This window comes from Vibrio nomapromontoriensis, from assembly GCF_050337205.1.
Taxonomy (GTDB): domain Bacteria; phylum Pseudomonadota; class Gammaproteobacteria; order Enterobacterales; family Vibrionaceae; genus Vibrio; species Vibrio nomapromontoriensis.
This window is the reverse complement of sequence record NZ_JAKJSS010000009.1, coordinates 309920-334345: the sequence shown is the minus strand read 5'-3', so window position 1 is coordinate 334345 and position 24426 is coordinate 309920. Positions and strand designations below refer to the sequence as shown.

General features: G+C 43.6%; 21 protein-coding genes. 6 read left to right on the top strand and 15 right to left on the bottom strand.

Features of this window, described 5'->3' with window-relative positions; translation table 11 throughout:
* Window positions 1-119 precede the first annotated feature (119 nt).
* Window positions 120-899, top strand: a complete 780-nt coding sequence (locus L4D05_RS12530; RefSeq protein ID WP_428794213.1) for a sulfite exporter TauE/SafE family protein — start codon at window positions 120-122, stop codon at window positions 897-899.
* 102 nt (window positions 900-1001) lie between these two features.
* Here L4D05_RS12530 and L4D05_RS12525 read toward each other — a convergent pair whose 3' ends face one another.
* Window positions 1002-1964, bottom strand: coding sequence for a YadA C-terminal domain-containing protein (locus L4D05_RS12525; RefSeq protein ID WP_428794212.1), 963 nt, complete (start codon window positions 1962-1964; stop codon window positions 1002-1004).
* Between the two features lie 206 nt (window positions 1965-2170).
* Window positions 2171-2308, bottom strand: a complete 138-nt coding sequence (locus L4D05_RS12520) for a hypothetical protein (protein ID WP_428794211.1) — start codon at window positions 2306-2308, stop codon at window positions 2171-2173.
* 204 nt (window positions 2309-2512) lie between these two features.
* Here L4D05_RS12520 and L4D05_RS12515 point away from each other — a divergent pair, with 204 nt between their 5' ends.
* The gene (locus L4D05_RS12515) at window positions 2513-3601 is read left to right on the top strand and encodes a BamA/TamA family outer membrane protein (protein ID WP_428794210.1); all 1089 of its coding nucleotides are present in this window, start codon (window positions 2513-2515) and stop codon (window positions 3599-3601) included.
* A gap of 409 nt (window positions 3602-4010) precedes the next feature.
* Here the strand turns inward: L4D05_RS12515 and L4D05_RS12510 are convergent, their stop codons facing one another.
* The 8 genes from L4D05_RS12510 to L4D05_RS12475 form a co-directional block, all read right to left on the bottom strand.
* Window positions 4011-4604 carry an outer membrane beta-barrel protein gene (locus L4D05_RS12510; protein ID WP_428794209.1) on the bottom strand — a complete coding sequence of 198 codons (594 nt, stop codon included), beginning with the start codon at window positions 4602-4604 and terminating at the stop codon, window positions 4011-4013.
* A 39-nt stretch (window positions 4605-4643) separates the two neighbouring features.
* Window positions 4644-5540, bottom strand: coding sequence for a transporter (locus tag L4D05_RS12505; protein ID WP_428794208.1), 897 nt, complete (start codon window positions 5538-5540; stop codon window positions 4644-4646).
* A 101-nt stretch (window positions 5541-5641) separates the two neighbouring features.
* Window positions 5642-6577, bottom strand: a complete 936-nt coding sequence (locus L4D05_RS12500; protein WP_428794207.1) for a DUF1989 domain-containing protein — start codon at window positions 6575-6577, stop codon at window positions 5642-5644.
* A 137-nt stretch (window positions 6578-6714) separates the two neighbouring features.
* Complete coding sequence (locus tag L4D05_RS12495; RefSeq protein ID WP_428753070.1) at window positions 6715-7038, bottom strand: hypothetical protein; 324 nt, start codon at window positions 7036-7038, stop codon at window positions 6715-6717.
* Window positions 7039-7049: 11 nt separating this feature from the next.
* The gene (locus L4D05_RS12490) at window positions 7050-7583 is read right to left on the bottom strand and encodes an outer membrane beta-barrel protein (protein ID WP_428794206.1); all 534 of its coding nucleotides are present in this window, start codon (window positions 7581-7583) and stop codon (window positions 7050-7052) included.
* A gap of 452 nt (window positions 7584-8035) precedes the next feature.
* Window positions 8036-8329 (bottom strand): hypothetical protein, encoded by a 294-nt coding sequence (locus L4D05_RS12485; RefSeq protein ID WP_428794205.1) that lies wholly within the window; start codon window positions 8327-8329, stop codon window positions 8036-8038.
* Between the two features lie 156 nt (window positions 8330-8485).
* Window positions 8486-8743, bottom strand: coding sequence for a hypothetical protein (locus L4D05_RS12480; RefSeq protein WP_428794204.1), 258 nt, complete (start codon window positions 8741-8743; stop codon window positions 8486-8488).
* 174 nt (window positions 8744-8917) lie between these two features.
* Entirely contained in the window at window positions 8918-9244 is a 327-nt protein-coding gene (locus L4D05_RS12475) for a putative periplasmic lipoprotein (RefSeq protein WP_428794203.1), read from the bottom strand.
* 503 nt (window positions 9245-9747) lie between these two features.
* Between L4D05_RS12475 and ggt the strand changes: the two genes are divergently transcribed.
* Both ggt and L4D05_RS12465 read left to right on the top strand, forming a co-directional pair.
* A complete protein-coding gene (gene ggt / locus L4D05_RS12470; protein WP_428794202.1) occupies window positions 9748-11487 on the top strand; it encodes a gamma-glutamyltransferase in 1740 nt (579 codons plus the stop codon).
* A 102-nt stretch (window positions 11488-11589) separates the two neighbouring features.
* Complete coding sequence (locus tag L4D05_RS12465) at window positions 11590-13554, top strand: acyltransferase family protein (protein WP_428794201.1); 1965 nt, start codon at window positions 11590-11592, stop codon at window positions 13552-13554.
* A gap of 123 nt (window positions 13555-13677) precedes the next feature.
* Here the strand turns inward: L4D05_RS12465 and L4D05_RS12460 are convergent, their stop codons facing one another.
* Window positions 13678-15054, bottom strand: a complete 1377-nt coding sequence (locus L4D05_RS12460; RefSeq protein WP_428753063.1) for an aldehyde dehydrogenase — start codon at window positions 15052-15054, stop codon at window positions 13678-13680.
* 520 nt (window positions 15055-15574) lie between these two features.
* On the opposite strand from L4D05_RS12460, the gene L4D05_RS12455 reads away from it, so the two are divergent.
* Window positions 15575-17218, top strand: a complete 1644-nt coding sequence (locus L4D05_RS12455) for a diaminopimelate decarboxylase family protein (protein WP_428794200.1) — start codon at window positions 15575-15577, stop codon at window positions 17216-17218.
* A gap of 209 nt (window positions 17219-17427) precedes the next feature.
* On the opposite strand, the gene L4D05_RS12450 is transcribed toward L4D05_RS12455, so the two are convergent.
* Entirely contained in the window at window positions 17428-18075 is a 648-nt protein-coding gene (locus tag L4D05_RS12450) for a hypothetical protein (protein WP_428794199.1), read from the bottom strand.
* Window positions 18076-18540: 465 nt separating this feature from the next.
* Here L4D05_RS12450 and L4D05_RS12445 point away from each other — a divergent pair, with 465 nt between their 5' ends.
* Complete coding sequence (locus tag L4D05_RS12445; protein ID WP_428794290.1) at window positions 18541-19233, top strand: flagellar brake protein; 693 nt, start codon at window positions 18541-18543, stop codon at window positions 19231-19233.
* A 96-nt stretch (window positions 19234-19329) separates the two neighbouring features.
* On the opposite strand, the gene L4D05_RS12440 is transcribed toward L4D05_RS12445, so the two are convergent.
* The 3 genes from L4D05_RS12440 to L4D05_RS12430 form a co-directional block, all read right to left on the bottom strand.
* Complete coding sequence (locus tag L4D05_RS12440) at window positions 19330-21690, bottom strand: Lon protease family protein (protein WP_428794198.1); 2361 nt, start codon at window positions 21688-21690, stop codon at window positions 19330-19332.
* Between the two features lie 160 nt (window positions 21691-21850).
* The gene (locus L4D05_RS12435) at window positions 21851-22807 is read right to left on the bottom strand and encodes a LysR substrate-binding domain-containing protein (protein WP_428794197.1); all 957 of its coding nucleotides are present in this window, start codon (window positions 22805-22807) and stop codon (window positions 21851-21853) included.
* 134 nt (window positions 22808-22941) lie between these two features.
* Complete coding sequence (locus L4D05_RS12430; protein ID WP_428794196.1) at window positions 22942-24342, bottom strand: FAD-dependent oxidoreductase; 1401 nt, start codon at window positions 24340-24342, stop codon at window positions 22942-22944.
* Window positions 24343-24426: the final 84 nt, after the last annotated feature.

Sequence of the window (24426 nt, the reverse complement as noted above, 5' to 3'; positions counted from 1 at the left end):
ATGTGCACATCGTGTGTATAGAGCCCATCCCCTATCCATTCTGTCACCCCATTGCCTACAGAAAGAAAATCCTTTAGTGTTAATGAATTGTTTCTTTTTCATCGATTTAGGTATTCTCCATGTCACTGGACGTACTACAATTATTATTACTCTTTGTGGCTGGCATCTTCGGTGGCATTCTTAATTCGATTGCCGGCGGCGGCAGCTTTATCACATTCCCCACACTGATTTTTGTTGGCGTACCGCCCATCATTGCCAACGCTACCAACACATTTGCAGCTTGTGCGGGTTACATCAGCGGCACGTTGGCCTTTCGACGTGAAATTGTCAAAAGCAAAGCCAATTTGGTGAACATTGTGTTACTCAGCATATTGGGTGGATTCAGCGGTAGTCTGCTGTTGATCTACACCTCTGAGCAACAGTTTTTGTATGCCGTTCCGTGGCTTCTGCTCATCGCCACTTTACTGTTTATCTTTGGCGGGAAAGCCAATCGCGCTCTGCAAACACTCTCAACCAATAATACTCATCATGGTGGCTTCATTGCACTTTTTTTGGGCTTATTCTTGTTTTCAGTCGGTGTATTTGGCGGTTTTTTTAATGCCGGACTGGGAGTGATTGGGTTAAGTTACCTCGCCATCGCTGGTTACCGCGATATCAACCTAATGAATGGCCTAAAGCTGCTGATTTCTACCTGCGCCTCCGCAATGGCCATCGTCATTTTTATCTTCTCTGATTTGATTGACTGGTATTCTGGTATTGCTGTGATGTTAGGCACCTTAACAGGTGGATATTTTGCTGCACACTTCTCACAACAAGTTCCACAAATAATTGTACGACGCTTTGTTACCTTTAGTTCGATATCGATCACCTTGTATTTCTTTTACAGCACTTACTTGTAGCGAATATTGAATAACTGGTTTTGAATATAAACGAAAAAAGCCCAGCTAATGCCAGGGCTTGATTAAGAGCTCAGTAAAAGATTATTCAGCCGAAGGCTTTCACTACTTGAAGCTAAATTGCGCGCCAATTCCAGCCGATGTATCCGCTTTAGTATGACGGCCTGCTGTTTCGTGGTTGACAGTGAATGAGCCAGCCCATTGTTCATTGAAGCGATACGCACCACCAATAGCGACCGCCTGCTTGCTACCCGCCGCGCCTAGACCTGCACCTACCGCAAACTCACCGACATCATACGCCACTGGCTTCGCGTTAGTAATAGCGTGCATGGAGGCTTTCACACCATCGTAACGCTCTCGCATTTCTTGCCCCTGCTTTTGCATCGCTTCACCAAGGTTGTCAATCGCCGCTTTGTTGTCTGCGATTGCGGTCGCGTTGTCTGAGATTGAACGCTCTGCTTGACCAAATTTTTTGTCTACCGAATTCGCCAATTCTTTGCCCGCTGATTCCGCTTGTTTGTTCCATTCGCGTTGCTGGTCAACAGCGTCTCGAGCTGCTTGGTTATCGCGCTGTTGATCTTGCTCTGCTTTTTCAAGCTCGGTACCCGCTTTGTTTATATCATCACGGTTCTTGTTAATGTTATCGCGATTTTCATTAGTAGGGTGCTTGACACTTTGCTCAGGCATACCGCCAACATTAGCCCAATCGCCGTCAGCAACCAGTACTTTACCCTGATCATCTAATATCGCGTAGTTGCTATCATTCCCTTTCTCTGAAATTACAGCCCGATCTTTGCCGACGATCTCACCTTGGAATTCAGTTTTACCTTCGCCAGCACCTTCATAACTACCTTCAAGCTTCCCATTTTTATCTGCTTCGATAGTAGTTTTTTTACTTCCTTCATCAATTACGATGCGGCTATTGCCTACTTTATCCGTAACCGTATCAACTACAGCCACAATTTCATTTCCGTCGCGAATTACTTCACGCTCATGAATGTTGCCTGCCATTACAGTACCAGAAGAGAAAGCGGTGATAATTGCCAGAGCGATAGTTTGTTTTTTCATTTTAGCCTCGAAAATGATTTTGATTTCTTAGCCATCCGTGGAAATACAAATTTCCGAATCCTTCTCGAAAATTAATAGTTGTTGGCTGTCAGGCTGTGCCCTTTCAGCAGGACGGACTATACGAGGGAACGGAATTTTCACTAAATTAGGTGGTTGGAAGAGACTCGAATAGATAAGCAGTGCAGAGGCTTGCTTTGATTTTAAATTTATGAACCTTGTATTGTCCCAAGTCTTTCCGGGGATACTTGCGCTTCGATTGCCTTTAATTGCCCTGTCACTTTTGTTTCTACGGCATTTGCACTTAGTGTCAGCATCATCGTAAAAATTAGACTTAGATTTCTCATATTGAGTCCCTCGATTTATTTACTTCGAGTATGGACTTAATGATAGTGGTCATCGAATTAGATGGCCATCGGGTTTTCAAATAGTTTAATCCCCCTCACTTTACTTGGTTTCAGGCTGACATATCCGCTTAATAGATACGTACCCATTTTGCTTCCCATCGCATAATTCCATAAGGTTGGCGTCCATTTTTTAAGGTCACACACATGAAAAAACTTGCTATAGCCGCAGCGCTGGTTAGTACAGGCATCGCGGCAGAGGGAAGCATATGGAAGGACCCAGTAGACGGAAAGCTTGACGCCAGTCGATGGTTATTAGAGAACGCATACGGATTTTTACCCGTCCCCTTCATGATTACCGACCCTGCGATAGGTTTCGGTGGAGGAGTAGCGGCGGTTTTCTTTCACGAAACCGCCGAGCAAAAAAAGATTCGTAAAGAAAACCCAGAGAAAGTTACTAGTATCGCGCCCAGTATGTCTGGCATTGTGGCGCTTGGTACCGAAAACGGAACCAAAATTGGAGGCGGATTCCATCAAGGCAATTGGAAAGATGACTCTATTCGTCTTGATGTAGGGGCATTTAATGCCAACATTAATATCAACTACTTTGGGTTTGGCGCCCCTATAGAAATGAACACTCAGGGTAACTATATTTACGCTGACCTCGATTTTCGAATTGCAGGAAGTAATTTTTTCGCAGGAGCGGGCTATCACTATATGGACGGTCATGTGATTTTTGGTAGGGACAAGTCCACTCAAACGTCAGATAAGGACGTGCGTGTCGATATGCGCATGTTATACGAAAATGTGGATAACCCATTTTCCCCTACCGACGGTATTAAAGCCAAAGTAATTTATTCAGACTATAGCGCCCGGTGGGGTGGTGAAAACGAGCACCAGCGCATCAATGTAGATGTCAGATCATACTACTCAATTAATGATACATGGCAGGCGGCATGGCGTGTTAATGGCGTCACTACAAACGGAGACGTCCCCTTTTATGCAAGGCCATATGTTGAAATGCGTGGAATTACCGCAATGAGATATCAGGGCGATAATATCGCAGTTGCCGAAGCGCAGATTGGCTACAACATCACCCCTAGATGGCAGTTGGTAGGCTTTACCGGAATCGGTACTGCGTTCGAACACACCGACAAAACAGCGCATTGGAATAACATGGCGGGCGTGGGCTTTAGGCACACAATCGCCCGCCAATTAGGTATCAAATGGGGTGTAGATGCGGCGAGAAGCCAACATGACACCACCATACAGATTAAATTTGGCAGCGCTTTCTAAAGCTCTTCACAATAAAAAAGCCGAGACAAATATTCACCTGTCTCGGCTTTTATTTTTACGGCCACATTTTCACCACCAATACCCGGTATTTCATGCCGAGAAATATGCGAGCCAGCACTACAATAAATATACCGACAATCGATAAGTAACTCACGATAGGATTCCTCCCCATAGTAATACCGCCCAGCTACTCGCTAATACTGCTCCAAATAAACTGAAAAGAAATTTCACACTCTCCTCCTCTCTATGATAAATACCCTAGCACCCGTCATTACTCGCACTAATAAATTTCGGGTGCTCCTGTACACTGTCTATTATTTAATTTGTTTTATTGGATCGTAAATACACGCTTTGACTATCTCAATGGAACTATTCATGTGAAAATAAGAAACTCACATCAGGGAAAGTACTAAAATTTAGCGCCGAAACTTATCGTGAATGTGGAACTATTTTGTACAAATTTATACTTACCATTTAGGGGTTCATAGTTAATGCGCACGTCACCATAGGCCGCCCGATGTGTTGGCATGATTCGAACGCCTGCAGCCACGATAAGTCCGCTGGCCTCTAGGCTATGACTGACCCGATGAATTGGCGTATGATTAGTCGTATCACTAAATGACTTGGTTAATTTCCCACTCTGGTGCATAAAACCGAACGCTGTATAAGGTTTTACTCCCCAACCATCTTGTATATCGAAGGTGTAACCCGCCTCTAACTCTGCTCCAGTGCGGTAACCTGACGCGCTAATTCTTGCGTAGTGGTAGTGTTGAGGATCTTGAGAACGTTCTTCTTCCCACCGCTTGATCATGGTGGTGTGCAAATTCACTGACAAGTATCTATTAAGATCGTAGCCGACCTCTAAGCGTGTTTGTGGACCAAGGCTACCAACCCCTTCCGATCCCGAAGCTCCTAACGTCGATCCCACCCCCAAACGGAAACCAGAATAATCGTGTGCCACAACGCTGCCGGAGATAACGGCACCCAATAGGACTTTTTTCATTTATTACCTCTAGCAAAAACCCCCTATCTGGGGCTAACTTTAGAATTGATGACCGTATGATAGAAATAGCCGAGTACCTTGAGTCGAGGTTTTTGAATTGAGTTCATTAAACACGCGCATCGACACGCCAGATTGAGCAGATACAGGGACTGCAATTTCTACACCGTAACCTGTTAGGGTACCGCGATGGGGGTTAGCGCCGTACTTATTAGGCTTTCCATTCTTTGAACGGTATGAGTGGCCTCGATCGGTGGTATCGTTACTCATGTGATAACCCAATAAGCCCAAAGAATAGCCTCCCTCAAATTTACGCACGACAGATCCGTCTAAGGTGAGAATATTACCCGGTCGCACATCGTTATTTTGCGCAGTATGCTTGCCACGCAATTCATAAGCTACGGCCCCATTTAATTGCCAATAACCACTAACATCATAGGTGGCCGCAGTCATTAACTGATGGGTTTCGTAGGGCTTATCTAATACCCCATTATTCGCCGAACGATAAAACCAACGGGCCGTAACATTTAACTTCTCACCTTCCCAATACAATTGAGCAGGCATCAATACTGGCTCACCAACCTTTATCCCAGAACTCACATTGCCCGCATTCGGTATTCTTGAGTGCACTTCACCAATTGGCACAATAGCGCCGATACTATATTTCGCTCCTAATACCTCCCACGTCGTATTGTAATTTAGGCCATTGAACATCGTGTATACATCGACTCCCCCGCCGGCTTGACCATTTTCATCGGTGGTATTCGCACGATAATTGTTATAAATAATGGAACCAAAAAAACCATCACCTGTACGCTTCGCAGCGTTAGCACCCGCATTCAATCCTGGCTGAAAACTGGTTGTTTCGCGATCTAGATGGTTTGCACTCACAGCGAATGCAGCCGATAGGCTAACGGCTATAATTAATAGTTTTCTCATTTAATTATCTCAGATTTAAAAAAGCCCCCAAAAAATAAGGAGGCTTTGCATAAACTCTCTAGTGGACATAAAGAGTTTTATTTATAAGCTATCTTTCCCGACTACTTCGCTGTGACTTCTTTGGTGTGGATACGATCCCAAACGTAGCCTTTCCACTCTGTATTACCAATACCTTCGTGCTGTGGAGCAACACCAGTGTCATAGACCGATACATAGACAGGATTTGGTTCACACTCTGGGAATGCGGTTGCTTGATCCGCGTAGGGACAGTTTGAAACCACGACATACATGTCCATTTCAGCGTAATACTCACAACCTACACCATCTTCAACAGCAGGGGCTGGGGCCAGCACACAGCGGGCAATATTGCCATCTTGGAGTTCAAATTTATTTGGCTGAAACATATTGATGTCATTGCGGTCTGAATGAAATTGCACCACACGGCGTTTCTCTTCTTCATTTTCAATTGACGCAATAGCGGGAACACGCAGGAAGCCGTGCATAAAGTTTTCATGACAAGAATTGACATTGCCGCTATCCCCATAGAGCATCGTTAACCAGTCAGCATTGCAGTGTGCAGCGAAGAAAATGTGATTAAATCCTTCCTCTAATGTTTCATACGGGAATTCATCTTCTACTAGCGTCGCCATTTTTGAACAGTTTCCAGATTGCGTCCATACTCCAGAAAACTGACGTTGATTTAGGCCTTCGAATGCCGATGTATTTAAATGGTCAGCCCACATTGATAGATCAGGAGTCACCATTTGCACATCAATAATTTGAGTACGGCCGTTGTGTAAACTAGGACGCTGCTCAAAGCGGATGACTTGACCCGCTTTCACAAAGAACGCGTTGCCAGTGTGCGCATCAAGAAGATCATCATACACATGAGTACGAGTACCTTCCGACTTTGCCGCCCTAACCTTTGCGTAAAATTCCATATCAGGAGCCGCTTTAGCTTCATAGGTTTTCACAGGATCGATATCCGTGTTGTATTCTGTGTTAATTTGATCTTGCTTTGAATGTAAGTCGCACATATTAATTACCTTTTTAGGTTTGTGGTCATCCTATTACCGAGTTTATTTAGTGGTATCCAACCCACCATTAATTTCGTTTGGTTCTTAGCCATTTATGGCAAAGTCAGTTGGTATGTCAGTATTGAAGCAAATAAGATTTAGTTATTTCCTGTTGGTTTCTTTTTAAATATTTTAACTATTTTTGATTTAACTAGACCTGCAGCAGCTTTGCCCATCACTAAGATCGTAGTCCAAATAAAAACCTCACTAACAACAAATACCGCAAAAACTAAACTCGCTATTTCACCCGCAGTCATATCTAACATGCTACCAATAGTCCCCCCGATCGCAGGTGAGCCAACCATTGTGATATTTGATAGCACAAATAATATTAGCGCTGCCTTTTTAACTGGTGTATTTACTAAGTCTTTAATTGTAGGTTCTGGCTTTTCGATAGCCGACATTCCTATTGTATTAGTCATGGTTTATTACCTCAAAATTTAAAGCCGATAGTGGCCGTGTAGTGTTCGCTGTTCATAGCGTGAACAACTCGTCCATTTCCGTAGCGCCCGTCTATATATACTCCGTATGGAGTGTTAACGCGTACGCCTACAAAAGTAGTCACGCTGTTATCCCTACCGTTCATTAGTTTATTATTAAGAGTGACCTTCCCCTTAATATCAGTAATCCCTATACCTAAATACGGTTTAATATCGAATGTGAAAGCGGGTATTGCATAACCTCCTTCAAACTCCAAATCGGTTCTTTTCATATTAACTTGGTACTTTTCGACCCCATTTGTCGCGGACCTGGATATGTTTTGGTAGCTTAAATTTAAAGAGAAAACACGATTTAGGTCGTAGCCTATCTCAAACTTACTCGTTTTAAAGTCATTCTCATAATTTTCAACCCCTACTCCACTAGTACCTCCACCACCTATACGCCAGTCGCTATACTCATTCGCAGCCACAGTATCCGTAACAACAGTGCCCGTAAGCCAAGTTAAAAATACAATTAATTTTTTCACCTTAATAACCCTAGAGCGAATAATTAAATAATGACTATCTCATTAATAACCGTATCAAACACTGCATCGCTATCTAGATCTACTACTGGCGATGAAAGCTAACATTGGCAATCACGTTTGCAATACAGTGCTTATTCATTTTCTTTTCACAGATAATCAATAACCATAGCCAACGATATAATATCGTCTCACTGGCTGGGCTTTTCTTCTGGAAGAATCATGGTGCCGTTAATGCAGGACTAATATATCCTTCTGGCAACTTTTTCACAAAATAGGTATGTCACGAGAGAGCGGATAGATGGGATTGCTATATACCGCTTGTTACCCTAGATCAATCCATGTCATCAGCACCAGTGTGATGAGTTCGCGTCATACTATGTTTCGAATTAGCCTAGGAAGACCATGAGGCGCATGAACCACATCCAGCTGCCACTACCCCACAGCCAGTACACTCATTTATATGTATACTCCTTCGCTAACCTCAATTCCTTCATTATTTTCATGTGCTTATGCTTTTCGCCTACCGCACCACATTGAATTCCCATCGGGTCGATTAATCGACGCTCTAACTCTTGTTTAATTTGACGATCAGACATGTTGAATTGCAGCGGAGAGTTGGCATTTCGAATCACCTCATGCTGGCTAAGAGCGACACATAATTGATAGCTGTTTATTTTGCTGGCGGGATTGTGGATAGCACACCCCGTCAGAAGTACTACCACGATACTAAATAGTCTAATTTTCACGATGACCTCAATCTATAGAGGCAGAAAAGATATACAGAAGGAGAGTAGATGTAGCTCGCGCTACCCCAATCACTATGGCGATATTAGCCATGAAAGCATCGATTCGGCCTCACTTAATTAAGTAAGGTACTCAATAGCTTCCATAGCTAAATTTTTTTAGTGCGCGGGTGGTAATTCATAATCACCCAAAATATCCCCCACTTTCAAGCGCAACTCTAGATCGGCAAGCAATGTTTTTCGAGCCTGTTCTACATTTTCCTGTTCGCTAGTGACATGCTGTAGCACCGCTATTGTGCGAGCGATAAGGTGCTGGTCACTCATTAACTCCATGTACGCCAAGTCGGCGGTTTCATTCACCTTGTCAAGCAAGCTGCAAAGTTCTTTTAATTTCGGGTAATCATTTTGAACAGACATATTATTAGCCTCTGATGATATTGGTTTACTTTATTATCGTAGGGTCTGGATCTAGGGAATAATTAGCTACTATTGAATTAGCGAATGATACAACTCTAAACCAGATCCATTGCTGAATTGTGATGCTGGATTTCCATTAGCTAGACGAGAACTCAGAGATGCATTAACCCCCAACTAATAACACTGATATGCGATTGCCATGACCTGAAATCGACCGGAAAAAAAACGATTTTCAGTACGGTCATTAATAGCGGTTACATTGGCCGACGGGAACTCCAAAGCCACTGCATCGCGTATCGCAAATCTAGCTTTATCACGTAGTTCCCCATCAGAATCTTGCCAAGATGACCGTGCATCAACTGATACGTGACCTAGCACTTTACAATTGGTCAGCATCGTTGCGTTGTGCTCAACGACCACAATATTTTGCCCATACTTAGGCGCGCCAGCGCATCCCACTAGAACCAAAGCGGCTAGGGCGGACAAGAATAACTTTTTCATGATAATTACCTGTATTGTAGATGTTTAAAGACGATGTCTTTGTCGGTCTCCCTCAATAGAAGAACTGTACTGCTTTGTTCAACGTTCGGCTTAATTAAACTGAGGTTTATCGCGACTTCAATGATGTTTAAGTGCTTCTATCTGGTAATGATACGTACTTCAACTTTGGCCGATTATGCATGCATAGCATCCAAGGAACTAATTAGATCCGTATCGGTATTTTCAATAGGTGACTAGAAATTCGTACTCAGCAAAGTAAAAGTGCCCCCCGTTATTCTTCACCGTCGAATACCTGACGCTTTGTTGCATTTCATTTAACTCCTATAACACTCAGGCTCTTTAAACCCCCTAAACATAAGCAGCTACTATCCATCAAGATATTTCACCTCTTTATTACATTTCTCAGCACACTCTCTGACACTGGCGTAACATCAACTTGACTGGATATGTTACTCCTATCCCCTAACCTACTAACTATCAACCGCCAATTCATTGAGGTCTGCATGTCTGTCCGAAGTCTCCTGCTTGTAACCATCGTATCAAGTGCCGCTATCGCTAAACCCGATCCCTTTCCCACCCTACCCAATGCACAGGGTGACAGGTTCATGGTCAGTGCCACCAACCCTTATGTCACCAGTACGGGCTACTCTATTTTAAAACAAGGGGGCAATGCGATTGATGCTATGGTTGCCATGCAGCTCGTCATGGGGGTTGTAGAACCGGATATGACAGGAATTGGTGGCGGTACGTTTGCACTCTATTACGACAATAAGAGCAAGAGTTTCACCGCATACGATGGTCGTGACGCTGCACCAGCAAGCGCGACGCCGGATATGTTCCTAGATAGTAATGGCAAAGCTATTAGCCGAAATGACATTCTTGGGCCTCGCTCAGTTGCGATACCCGGCACCTTAAAACTCTTATACACCACACACCAGCAACACGGTAAGTTGGAATGGAAACAATTGGTTCAACCTGCTATCCACTATGCCGAAAATGGTTATGCGATGAACAGCTACACATACGATATTGTAGTGCGAGAGCAAACACGCCTCATTCACGACCCTGAGATCAGATCGTTATATTGGAACGTAAAAGAGATTCGGCCAACCGGAACAAACATGACCAACCCGAAAATGGCAGTGGTCTTAAAAGAGATAGCTCAACAAGGAGACCAATACATGTACGGCGGTCCCCTAGGTCGCCATATTGTTGAGACCGTCAATGCTCGCCTTGACGACCATGAGGCCAAGCTAACACTAGAAGATTTCACCAACTACAAAGTCAAACAGCGAGATATTGTTAAGTCGCAATACCGAGGGCACGACATCATATCGTTCGGTTACCCGGCTTCTGGGGGGGTATTAGTGTCACAATCTCTAGAAATGCTAGAAAAATCAGATATCGCCAATATGGCTTATACAGATGCGGAACCTTGGCGCCTAATGGTCGAGGCAATGAGACTAGCAAAAGAAGATCGCATTGCTTACGCTGGTGATCCAAGCTACGTCGATACACCAGTGAAAGAACTCTTAGCAGAGGACTATATTGACGATCGCTACGAGCTTATTCCAGAACAAGGTAATGCAGGTAACGCTAAATCTATAAAGCCGGGGTTAGATGAAGCAACAACCCCCGCTAGTCATGAAGGATTTGAAAGCCAAGATACGGGGCATATTTCCATTGTCGATAACGAAGGAAATGCAATTGCAATGACCAGCACTGTAGGGACAGGGATGGGCTCTGGTGTCATGGTCGATGGCGTATTACTTAATGCACAAATGGCCAACTTTTCATCAATCCCCACGCTCAATGGCAAACCTGTTCAGAATGCAATCGAGGCCGGAAAACGACCTCGTTCTGCCATCACGCCACTCATGGTGATGGACCCAGAAGGTCAGCTAAGACTCGTCCTAGGAAGCCCTGGTAGTTCGCAAATTCCAGGTTATGTGCTTAAGACGATTGTCGGCGTTGTTGACTGGGGTCTTTCCGCTCAGGCCGCTATCGATCTGCCCAATATCCAATATGGGACTAAAATTGATAGAACCAAACCATACAACCCAACGGGGCTTTTGGTCGAAAAAAGGACGTTTGCGGAATCGCTCGTGCCCGAATTTAACGATATGGGCTACAAAGTGCATGTTATTCCCGTGATTAGCGGTCTCAATGCCATAGAAATAAAAGATAAGAAAATCTATGGCGCAACCGATAGACGCCGAGCTTCCACTTCAATGGGTGAATAGCACAACACCCTCACATGTATAAAGCTAATACCTCTCTGACGTTAGCTTTATGCATGCTATATTGCCCCCTTTCAATGACTGCTACAACTCAGGAAACACAGCATGATGACTTATAGACGTGACATTGATGGCTTAAGAGCCCTAGCGGTAATGTCCGTATTTATTTTTCACTTAAACCCATCATTTTTACCCGGTGGGTTTATTGGTGTTGATATCTTTTTTGTTATCTCTGGATACTTAATTACTAGCCTTATCAACAAAGAAATGGAGAGTCACTCCTTTTCCTTTATTGATTTCTACATCCGAAGAATCAAGCGAATACTACCCGTGTTTTTCTTAGTTTCTTTGATGGCACTCGTATATGCGTATGTGACATATCTACCTAATGACTTACTGCATTTCGTTATCGGATTAAGGCATGCTGTTGGGTTTATCGCAAATATCCACTTTAACAATCATGGTGGTTATTGGGCAAAAGATGCGGATTTGGAACCACTACTCCATTTTTGGTCACTAGCAGTGGAAGAGCAGTTCTACCTACTATTTCCGATCCTCCTTTTCCTTGCATACAAGGCTGTCAAAAAAAGCCGCTATATTTTACTGATCTTTTCATCATTGTTTTTCGGTTCTCTATTCTTATCTCAACAGTGGGCATCTCAGGATTTTTTCTCCAGTGATGCATTTTATCTACTGCAAAGCCGCGCCTTTGAGCTACTTTTTGGTGTTATTCTAGCGCTATCTAAAGTGACACATAAATCTCGGGTTGTAGTGAATAGTGCGTTTGTCCTTTTGCTTGCATGCTTCTATTTTTATGATGGCACTGTTACCTTCCCAGGAATTGCGGCATTACCGGTTTTAATGCTAACAGGCGCTATTCTCACCTTCTCAGGATCTAGCTCGTTTTCCTATCAAGTTTTGACGTGGCGTTCAATGTCTTATATCGGGCGTCTCTCCTACTCGATATACATGTTCCATTGGTTATTTATTTCCATGTGGATGAGCTACCTTGGCGATATTACACTTATTGCTTCACTCGCTATTATTGTCATCGTACTGCTGATATCTTCAGCAAGTTATACTTTCTTTGAAACACCTTTAAGACAAGCAAACTTAAAGCGACGTAACGTCTTTATTTTGTACTTAGTCCTGCCGATCACCGCTTTCATTTTCGCTTGTAAGCATATCGAAGCAAATCTGGGGGTTTCAACATTTAGTAGCCAAGTCGAAGTGGAATATCTCAGCAAAAGCCTAGACTTTAAGGTTGGCGATAAAGATTATCACTCTCAAACTGACCTCTCTCCATTCGAAAGTAAGGGGATTGGTAGTGATAACAACCAAGCCATCGCATTCGTACTTGGAGACTCCCATGCGCATCACTTTCAAGGGCTGGTCTCAGAGATTGGCCGAGATTTTGGGTTTAATACTTTCCTAGACCCACACTATTGTCCCTCCTTTCTTTTTGTTGATATTTACATCAATAAGAAGTTCCGTGACTACTGTGATGAGATAAACCTTAACTTGCTTGATACCATCAAGAAGTTAAAGCCTAAATACGTCTTTATTGGCAACAACTGGGTTAACTACATTGATAGCGATCCAACGAGTGCCTCTGGCGGGTTCCTAAAAATGTACCAAGAGGACATCATTGACCCTGTACATTCAAAACAAGCCTTTAAGTACTCACTAACAAGGTTAGTGGAAACGCTGCTCGCCCACAATGTCACGCCAGTACTTATGTCTGATGTTCCTAATATTATGGTTGAACCCTCACCGACACATTTCAATGCTCGTCGATTAAAAGAGGGCTTGGCCACACTTAAAACACTCCCTGTCGATGAGAACGATGCAAGAGTGACCTTCTATCGCGGGTTATTTGAAGATATAAAACGTAAGTATGACGGCGTTATTTATCTTGATATTTATGGTGCGGTATGTCGTAACGGCGAATGCCTTGTTGAAATCAATGATGTGCCAGTTTATTACGACACTGGGCACATCAACTTTAATGCTGCCAAAGAAATTTACAACCTAATCTCTTCTGAGCAGCTAGCGCAGTTTTCGAATTGAAACATTAATACCATCATGCCATCTCAGTAATGACGTATTCAAACCAAAAAAAAGCCGAGCTTTCGCTCGGCTTTAGTATGTCATCGCTTGGGAAGAGTCGATGAAAGTCTCAATTATTATCGATTAAACGATACGTAGACCGCCTTGAGCGATAGCAAAACGACGGGCACGTGTGTAAGACATCGCATTGGTGATGCCTTCGCCAGTTGGACCAGCAATCGTGAACGTTGACGTACCTTCCGCATTGTAACCAACACCAGATAATGTTGGGCCGTTGTGAGCGAAGATAGTCGTGTTGATTGCGCGGCCAAATTTAGTCACGTTCTCAATGTTACCAGAGTAGATGCAAGAAGAGTGCTTGTTGCCACGCTCTGCCGCTACTGCGCGCTCGATAGCTTCGTCGATGTTGGCACAACGAACCACTGGAAGTACTGGCATCATTTGCTCAACGTGCACGAGTGGGTGATCGTTCTCTACCACCATAACCGCAAGGCGAGTTTCAGACTCTATACCGATAGATTTCAAGATATCACTAGCATCTTGGCCAACGTGCTCTTTAACTGGGTGCCATACGCGTGCAATTTCTTGAGCGGTACAAGGCTTAGCACCATCGATTTCGTCCATCGTTAGAATTTCAGAAGTTAACTTCTCGGCTTCTTCAGCAGAAAGTACATAAGCGCCTGTTGCTTCTAGTTTAGCTAGGAACTCATCAGCCACTGAATCTTCAACGAAAACTTCTTTCTCACCAATACATAGTAGGTTGTTGTCAAATGAAGCGCCGCCGTATACGCCAGCCGCCGCTAGATCTAAGTTAGCAGAAGCATCGACGATGACTGGTGGGTTGCCCGCGCCAGCGCCAATACCTTTCTTACCTGATTGTAGGATAGCTTTCACTAGACCAGGGCCACCAGTACCAACAAGCATGTTGATGAGTGGCGATTTAGCGATTTCGTTGAGGGTTTCTAACGTTGGTTCTTTAACCATAGTAATTAGGTTAGCTGGACCGCCGGCTTCAATAATTGCTTTGTTTAGCATGTCTACCATCACAGCTGATACAACTTTTGATGATGGGTGAACGTTAAACGTTACTGCGTTACCAGACGCTAGCATAGAGATAGCGTTGTTAACGATAGTTTCAGTTGGGTTAGTAACAGGAGTCACTGCGCCGATAACACCGTATGGTGCACGCTCTTCTAAAGAAATACCGTTGTCCCCAGACCACACTTTCGTTTCTAAAACTTCAGTACCTGGCGTTTTTACTGCAGCCAATTGATGTTTAGCCACTTTCTCTTCCACACGACCTAGCTTTGTTTCTTCACGAACCATTTTTGCAAAGTCTTCTGCACGCGCCAATACTGCCCCACGAATAGCGGTCAGGATAACTTCACGACTTTCTTTTGTAGATGTTGCATAAAATTCTACTTGAGCTTTGTGTGTTGCTTCAATCGCAGCGTCCACTGTCGCGAATACACCTTGGGCGTTATTCAAATCAAAAGACATAGTCATTACCTCATAAAGATTCAGTGGCTAGGCACTGTAGTTAAAATTGTTTAGCCAATAATTTAGCTTTAGCGCTTTCTCGACAGTAATTAATGTGTTGAGCATGCCGAGAAAGTGATTGCAATTTAATCGAATAAACAACGTGGGTAATGTCACTCAGTGTCAATAATATTGAATGGATTGTTATCGTTTTGTGATCCAGGTCTTCTTGGAAACTTGACAAGTATAATAAGGGGAGATGCAAGAGGTGAGATATAGATAATACTTATAAAATCATTAGGTTGCAAAGGTTATTCGTATCTAAACCTAACAATAATTCGTGTTCAGTACTTTAGAGTAATCGTTCGATATTGCAACCCATAAATTTAATTAATGGGTAAAATAACTTAAATGCAACAAAAAAACTTAATGCGTAAAATTTATTGACGGTGGGTGACGTGATGGCTTTACAAACAATCGATAACATTATCGTCAGTTAGACTAACTAGAAATTTGATTTCCAATTCGACAGAGGCAACATATGAAGCATCAAGATCGTTTAGCAGAATCGGTAAAACACTTAAGCATTGTCCTAGAAGAGCAACGTCAACTTCTAAAAGAACACAAAGCAACTATGAACTACGCTGAGCGTCTTGATAATATTCTCACTCCTACTGACGAACTCACGACTCAAGGCGACGACCTATTGATCGGCGGTTGTAAAGCCTCTGATCTTATCGAGCAATACGGTAGCCCGCTTTTCGTACTAAGCGAAGACACACTACGTAACAACCTACGTCGCGTTAAAAATGCATTCGGTAACAACTGGCCTAAGCCGGTAAACGTTATGTTTGCTATCAAATCAAACACTAACTTCGCGGTTCGTGCTATTTGTAGCGAAGAAGGCGTAGGTGGTGACTGTTTCGGCCCGGGTGAAGTTGAGGCAACTCACTACGCTGGCGCCGATCCAAAAACGATCGCACTTAACGGCACGGTTAAGCCTGAGCTTGCTATCCGTAAAGCGATTGAATACGGCTACGCGGTTCACCTAGATTCGTACGAAGAGATTGAAATTGTTGAGCGTATTGCTCGCGAAGTGAAGCCTGCTGAAAAAGTTCGCATCGCGGTTCGCCTAAAAGTTATCCCTGAAGATTTCTTCAACGACTTCGAACCAGACGCATACCCGTTCCCTAACTTCATCGGCGCGATGAAGTGGATCAAATTTGGTCTTCTTAAAGAAGAAGCAAAGAAAATTGTTAACCGCGTGAAAGAAATCGACGTATTTGAATTCTACGGTTTCCATACTCACCTAGGTCGTTTCTCTAAGCAACCAGAAGGTTGGGATGCGCTTTATCGCGAATACGCGCGTAACATCATTGAGATCTCTCGCGAGTGTGGCGTGCAACCTTTCCAATGTGACCTAGGCGGCGGTTGGCCACGTGAGCGTGAGCCAGAGTGTCGTAGCAAAGARCACATGATGAACTCAAACACTATCGAAGACTACGCGAARATCGTCTGTGCCGGTATGCTTGAAGAGTTCAACAAAGAAGGCTTTGAAGTCCCACAACTGTGGYTAGAACCTGGCCGTTACATCGCWGGTAACATCGGTACGCTAYTGACTTCTGTTTACGTAGTGAAAGATGACCAAGAGATGGACTACACCTACACMATGGTKGAYGCKTCTACTTACCTAGCAACGCTAGTTGAGTCTCAAGAGTCTAAAAACCCAGTACTTCCAGCTAACAAGATGACACAACCGCTTGTTGATAGAGCCACTGAAATCGCTGGCCCTATCTGCATCCCATCTATCTGGGAAAGCGGCGCACGCATGCCTAAACTGGTACCAAATGACGTACTTGCTATCATGGATGTGGGTCATTACGCAGAGTCTCAAGCAAGCCAATTCAACTCACTACCACGCCCTGCAACAGTACTGGTTAAGGACGGCGAAGCCGAGCTAATCAAACGAGCTGAAACAGTAGAAGACGTATTTGCCACGCAAATCCTTCCAGAGCGTTTTGTAAAAGCGAAAGCAAAGCTAGATAAGAAAAACGCTCCAGCTAAAAAGCCAGCTCGCAAAACGGCGACCAAGAAACCGACAACTAAAAAGCCTGCGGCTAAAAAACCTGCCGCGAAAAAGCCAGCGGCTCGCCGTGTATCACGTCGCAGCTCTGATAAAATATAGTCGTCATAAAACCATTACTAAAGCTCCTGTCTGAACGCAGGAGTTTTAATTTATAATCGACTTAGAAATAACTGGTTTACATGGGGATGCGCTGTTTTAAAAATACATGAAATCAGCGACACGGTAACACTAACCGTTAGCTAGCAAGTCATCATATACAAGCAGTCATGGTACATATCCTTTGTACCTTACCCCTATAACTCATTCGTTTACATATTCTCTTCGAGTATAAATCCAGCATATTCGCGCCACTCAGGGATATCACGAGGGTCCCCAAATTGACGGAAGAAACGAACTGAACTCTGTGGCGCTTTGCAATCAAGCTGATCCTGACAATAATTCGTCAATTTATAGTGACTTTGATAACCATCAACCCAAGCATCATAAGCAATATGCGACTGCTTCCAAAATACGTGATCGACCTGCCCTTTTGTCGCTAAAAACGGATAACTTGGCTTCGTTTGCTGTGTAGAGTAAAGCGCATGACCAATAAGATTCAATAGCTTAGATAAAGTGTCTGCGCCAATGTCTTCAATGGTTAATGTTTTTATCTTCTCAAGATCATCACCAACAATGGATGCAACACGGTTCACCAGAAACTCCATATCAATATGCGGTTGTAACTCATAAGCGATCCAGTTGAGTCGTTCTCCAATTTCATCTAAATATTCTTGTCTCGTAAACTGACCTTCTCTAACAGCTTTAGAATACAAAGCAACGTTAGGGTTTTTACGCACTAAGTACTCCTGCAATTCTGGGTAATCCGTTAGTGATGTGTGATTCTTAGACAGTACTTCTAACAAAGCATCTTGATTGACAAGTAATCGTCCGAACTCATTTTTGGCACTTTCGTTCATAATTCACCTTACTTATGACTCGCTATTTATAAATTGGTCGCAAGAATAGCTTTTCAATCTCTTTTCAGTCAATTTCTATAACTCACAAAAACAATAGAAAAGCATGATCGCGCCTGAAGCTTTCTGCTATCACTGTGTGCTGATATTCATATTGATGACTACGTCGACTCTTTAGTAACGTGAAATACTCAGCTCAATCCCGCTCTATTCACCCACGTCTCCTTATTGTATTCAACAAAATTGGTAATGATTACAATAACAACAGATAAGTATAGGCAAATTGATATTCAAAACTGACAACTAAGTCAATATTTTGACTATTCCTGAGGTTTTTCGTTGCATCTCAAGAGAGGAGACCCTAGTATTTTGCCAGCACCGCTAAAAATACAATGGGTGCTCAAGTACTAAAACGTCAGGAATTATCAAGCAGTGACGCAAACAAATAATAAAAAGCCAATTTCAACTATGCCCTCACGTAGCACACAAACCTTAAACAGTACCGATGCTTTAGCTATGATTGAACATGGTAGCGACGTGACATTAACGGTAACGACCCCTGTTGGAACTTCATTCCGCTGCCCTTCTAAATTCATTGGTGCACATTCTAGTCATCGAGTATTGTTGGAAATGCCACGTATTTCAGAGTCGGATCTTAAAGACTTTTATCAAGAAGGGTTCTGGTTAATAATTCGTGCAATCTCACAGCGTGGGGAAGGGGGGGTTGTACAATTTCGTTCTCAACTTCTTAATATTATTGAGGAGCCTGTTCCGTTATTGGTACTTAGTATCCCTCAGTCAATGACCATCACAAACTTACGCAAAGAAGCGCGTTATGAAGTCAATTTGGGAGCTATGTTGGAAATTGGTGACCGACGTGTTCGCTGTGAGGTCCGTGATATGTCAAAAAGCGGGTGTCGATTTATCCTCCCAGCTCTAAGCAAACACCTGACTATTGGAGAGCCCGTTACGCTTGTCGTCCAATCGGAAACAGGTAAAGGCCGCTCATTCCCTGCATTATCAGGGCCTATTTGTAATGTCCAAAAATCCAACCACTACAATGGCTATGGCATTAAATTTGATGAGCTTGGCACCAACAACGCCAAAGAACTGCTGTCCTTGCTAAAATTCGACGGCACCAAGTTTAAACTACGCGCATAATTAAACTACGCGCATAGTTTTAAAAAAGCCGAAAGCCAGTAGCAGAACTAAAAATGCCACGTTGTAAACGTGGCATTTTTTATTAAGGTTATACGGTTACTTTCTTAAGGCATTAAGCCGTGCTTGCGCAATTCCAAAAACCGTATCAATAGGGTAGCTTCCTTCCAGTGATGGCGTGCCAGCCTGTTTACCTGTAAATAACTCAATAGCTTCAGTCACATGGTCAATAGCCCAAATATGGAACTCGCCTTTTTCCACCGCTTTAACTATATCAGCACGTAACATGAGATTATGAACATTAGAGCGCGGAATGATGACACCTTGCTCCGAGTGTCGCCCCTTAATCTCACAAACATCAAAGAAGCCCTCGATTTTCTCGTTTACTCCACCTATGGGCTGAGACTCGCCAAACTGATTCATAGAGCCAGTAATGGCAATGTCTTGTCGGTTAGCTTGGCCGGAAAACGCCGACACCACGGCACAAAACTCTGCCATGCTGGCACTATCCCCATCTACACCGCCGTATGATTGTTCAAACGTAATCGTTGTGGTCAGCGGTACTTTCGCTGTTTTGCCGAATACGGAAGACAAATACGCGGTAAGGATCATCACCCCTTTAGAGTGAATACTGCCGCCAAGATCAACGCTACGTTCGATATCAATAACGTCGCCTTCGCCATAAGATGTCGTAGCTGTAATTCGATTAGGCGCACCAAACATATGGTCACTGGTGCTCAATACCGATAAAGCATTCACTTGCCCTACGGCTTCTCCATGGGTATGAATCAACGTTGTACCGTTAGTAAACCCTTCCATAACGCTATCTTGTAGGCGATTGACCCGCATTTGTTGATAACTCAATGCTTGCTCGACATGCCCTACGCGAATCAAGTTCGATTTGGCATTTCGAGCCACGTAATTAGATTCTCGCAACAGATTGGCGATGTGAGCTGAATGCAACGACAGTTTCTTTTGGTCGCCAGATAAACGAGAGCTGTGCTCAATAATTCGCGCAATCGCTTTTCGATCACAATGCAGCATATTGTTGTCGTGGATAATACTGGAAATAAAACGCGCATAATGCAATTCAGAATCAGCGGTTCGCTTCATCTCATCTTCAAAATCCGCGGTGACTTTAAATAGCTCACTAAACTCCGGATCATAGTGTTGCAGTAGTTGGTAAGTTCGGTAATCACCAAATAAAATGATCTTTACATCAAGAGGAATAGGCTGAGGATCTAATGACACCGCGCCCGTCAACGTGACCTCTTTTTCTAATGAAGTAAAGCTCAGTTGCCTTGAGCGCAATGCTCGCTTCAAACCATCCCAAACATAGGGCTGTTCTAACACTTTTACTGCGTCCATCAACAATACACCACCATTCGCTTTATGTAGGCTACCTGCGCGAATTAGCGAGAAATCGGTGAATACCGTCCCTTTGTACGTTGCGGTTTCAATATACCCAAACAGTGAATGGTAGTTAGGGTTTTCTTCAACGATGATGGGCAGTTCTTCGCTGGTCTGCTTCACTAACACATTCACTTTATAGCGACGAGGGAAGTTTTTATCCAGTGACGCAGTAGCAATTTCACCCTGCTCATTGCCTTCCTCAAGAAAGATATCGACGTTTTCACAAATATCCTTTTGAAGCTCTGTCAGGTACTGCTTGATTTCAGTGTAACCATTGTAGCCTTTTTTCAACTTCTTAATGAGATGAGCAATCACGCCTAGCGTCACCTCATCATTCAGCTTCTGAATGTTATCGGTGTACGTCTCTTCAAGCGCAGTTAGCTCACGCGCCATACCACGTAAGCTAATTTCTAATTCGTCGATATTAGCGCCAAAACGAGTCTGCTCCTCTTCAGGCAATTCATCGAATGATTCCTCAGTGTGCAACTCCTCACCGTTCAGTGCCACAAACTGATAATCGCCTTGCGGAGTGATGGTTAAGCTAATCCCTTTGTCTTTTGCTTCTTCACTTAATTTCGCTAACTCGGCTTGCTGGACGCTCGCTAAATCATTCTTTAATTTATCAGCGCGCCCATAGTAGAGCTCATTATCAAACGCCATTGGGATCGCTTTCATCAGCTTAGCAATGAGTTTTTCTACATCTTGTTTTAGACGTGTTCCCGTACCACTAGGGAGTTTCAACACTTGAGGAATTCGAGTATCCGCAAAATTGGCAACATAGCACCAATCAAATAGCGCCTCACTATCATGCTGATGGCGGCTAAGGTAGCGCAATATCATGGTTCTTTTACCTAAACCATTTTGTCCAATGGCATAGATGTTGTAGCCCTTCTCTTTGATTGACATCGCGAACTCAACGGCTTTTTGAGCGCGCTCCTGCCCAACGATCTCATCAATGGGAGAGAGTTCTTTCGTTGACTTGCAAGGCAATTTTTCCAGCTCTGCTGGATAGTATAGCGATGTAGATTCTAACCTCTGAATAGCCATAACTCGCTCCTGATTATTGTTCTAATAATCTCAGTTTAGCTGAATTACTTTTAAAATTTAGTGACTTACTCTTAAAACCCATTCAAGTGGTTATTTTTTACACAATCACTAACTTTCCAGACAACGCTATTTGTTACGATATCGTCCTACTCACGTACAATTAGCCTGATGATCTTAGTAAACCACACTGTTTCAACCAGTGGCAAAAACTGGCTATTTTAGCTTCATTTGAAGCGGTGTTATTTTTGACTAGATAATGTTGGCTATTACTCACCATAGACATTGCCTGGACGATGACTAAGTCATTTTGTTTAATTGCATCCTCAACAAGTACCGATTTAGCGAGTAGCATGCCTAGCCCTTGTATCGCGGCTTCCGTCGATAACTGGGTGCTATCAAATGACATCACAGGTTCACTAAAAGGTAATGTCTCGTCATGCAAAGCAAACCATTCTTTCCAACCTTCGCTATAACCCAGCGTCGCCAATTTTGGAAATGAAGCAATATCTTCAATTGAGCGAGAGAAATCAAACCGCTTGGTAAACGAAGGGCTCGCGACCACCAGCCACTCTTCATTAGACGTCAGGGGTTCATACATCACATCATCCCAATGACCATAGCCATTGATAATTTCAAGGTCAACGGCGTTATTATTACTTGGATATAGGTTTGTTGTAGAGTAAAACTGCAGCGAAATATCAGGATACCTACGGTGAAAATCAGCAAGACGCGGCAAAAGCCACGTATGGCAGAAGCTTTGAGCAACACGAATTGACAGTGTTTGACGAGCTTTCTTTCCAAACAAATGATCCGTGCCTAAACATAGCTTATTCAACGTATCGGTGAGTAACGGTAAATAGTGCAACGCTTGCTCAGTGAGAACAAGTTGCGCTCCGTTTCGCTCAAATAAGCGAGCATCCAGATACTCTTCCAATACGCGAATTTGCTGGCTAATTGCAGCGCGAGTGACATTGAGTTCACTCGCCGCTTGCGAAAAACTACTATGTCTCGCTGCCGATTCAAACGCACGCAGTGCTTTAAAAGGAGGGATTCGTCGCTGATGATTGATTAACTTGGGCGTCAAGTTAGTCGGCGGTGCCGATCGATTTATTTGCATTTAACTATTTATGGCCGCTAAGAAGAGTAAGCAGTAACCATAACAGTACTTTGTTAAGCAGCAATGAATGAGGGCCCTAATTTTCACTTTTGTGGTGGTGAGACTCAGTCCCCTCATTTTTCGATCTATTGACGTTACGACACTTTGTCGGCTTTCCCTGCCGGCCCTGCCAACCTAGATAACCAACGGTCGACAATAAATGGCTTCACTCCCTCTTGGTCCGCTACTTCTTTTCTTCTTACTGCATCTCGCACAACCATCGCTCCACACCATCTAAACGGCTCTGGCGGAAACTGTCCTCTGGGCCCTTTGGCTAAACCACATTGGGTATATCGATTATCGTCACCTAATACCATACTCGATAATATCTTTGCTCCAATACGGGTTTGCGCGACACCATTTCCTGAATAACCTAACCCATAAAATATATGCGGATGCCCACGTAAGCGATCAAAAAAGGGTAAGCCGGTCACCGAACGATCAGAGCCTCCCGTCCAGCTATGCTCTATATCGTTTTTAGTTAAATAAGGAAATAACCAAGAAAAGCTGCTTTCTAACTGCGATAGATAACGAGTTTTAGAATCAAACATACCGTCGATCTTATTACCGAATGAAAAGCGATTTCCGCCCTTCCCTAACATTAATCGCCCATCTTTCGTATCCCGGTAATAGTGTACAAAAATACGAGAATCAACCACAGTCACTCCCTTTTCCGGGCCATGAGTGGCAAGCGTATCTGCCACAGGCTTTGTTAATACCATATCGGATGACACCACGACGATAGAGCGTTTAAATTCGGGAAATTGTTCAATGAGCCATGCGTTCGTTGCAAAGATCACCTTATCCGCCGTTACCGAACCTTGATTGGTACCTATCACCGCTGGCTGCGTTTCTTGTAAGGTTTCCATTGCGGTTTGCTCATAAACCTGCACACCAAGTTGCTTGGCGACTCGCATGAGCCCACGCGCTAATTTAGCTGGCTGTACGCTGCCTGCGGCTTGTGAGTAGTGCGCTTCTTTGTGAACCTTCGATCCAGTTTTAGATGAGAGACTATTAATATCGACGTTCGACCAACTGTTTATTTTTTCCGTTTTGAGCGCGCCCACAACTGGTGCCATCGTTCCCATTTGAGCGTGATTTGTTGCGGTATAATACGTCCCCTTCGTATACAGCTCAGCATCAATATCAAATGCTTGGCAAAATTCATCAATTTCTGCAATCACCGCCTCTGACTCTCCGACTAACCAGCGCGCTTCTTCTGCTCCAAATAGCTTTTTCAATGTTGGATATTTCGTCGCCCAAGTCAATAAACAGCCGCCATTATAACCGGATGCTCCCGAGCCACAGATTGCTTGTTCTAATACGGCAATAGACAATTCAGGCTGCTTTTGTTTAAGAAGAATGGCACTCCAAAGCCCTGTAAAGCCTCCCCCTACAATAGCAACATCGACGGTGATGTCGTTGGAAAGGACTTCAACGGTTCCAGATTCTGAAGCCAATGCATTATTAAGCCAATAACTGTATTTCTTTGACATAGTGTTGTTCTGCTTATTCAAGTTTCATTGTGTAGCGCTAGGGTAATCGCATTCCATCTTTCTACTCAGTTAGAAAATCTAAAC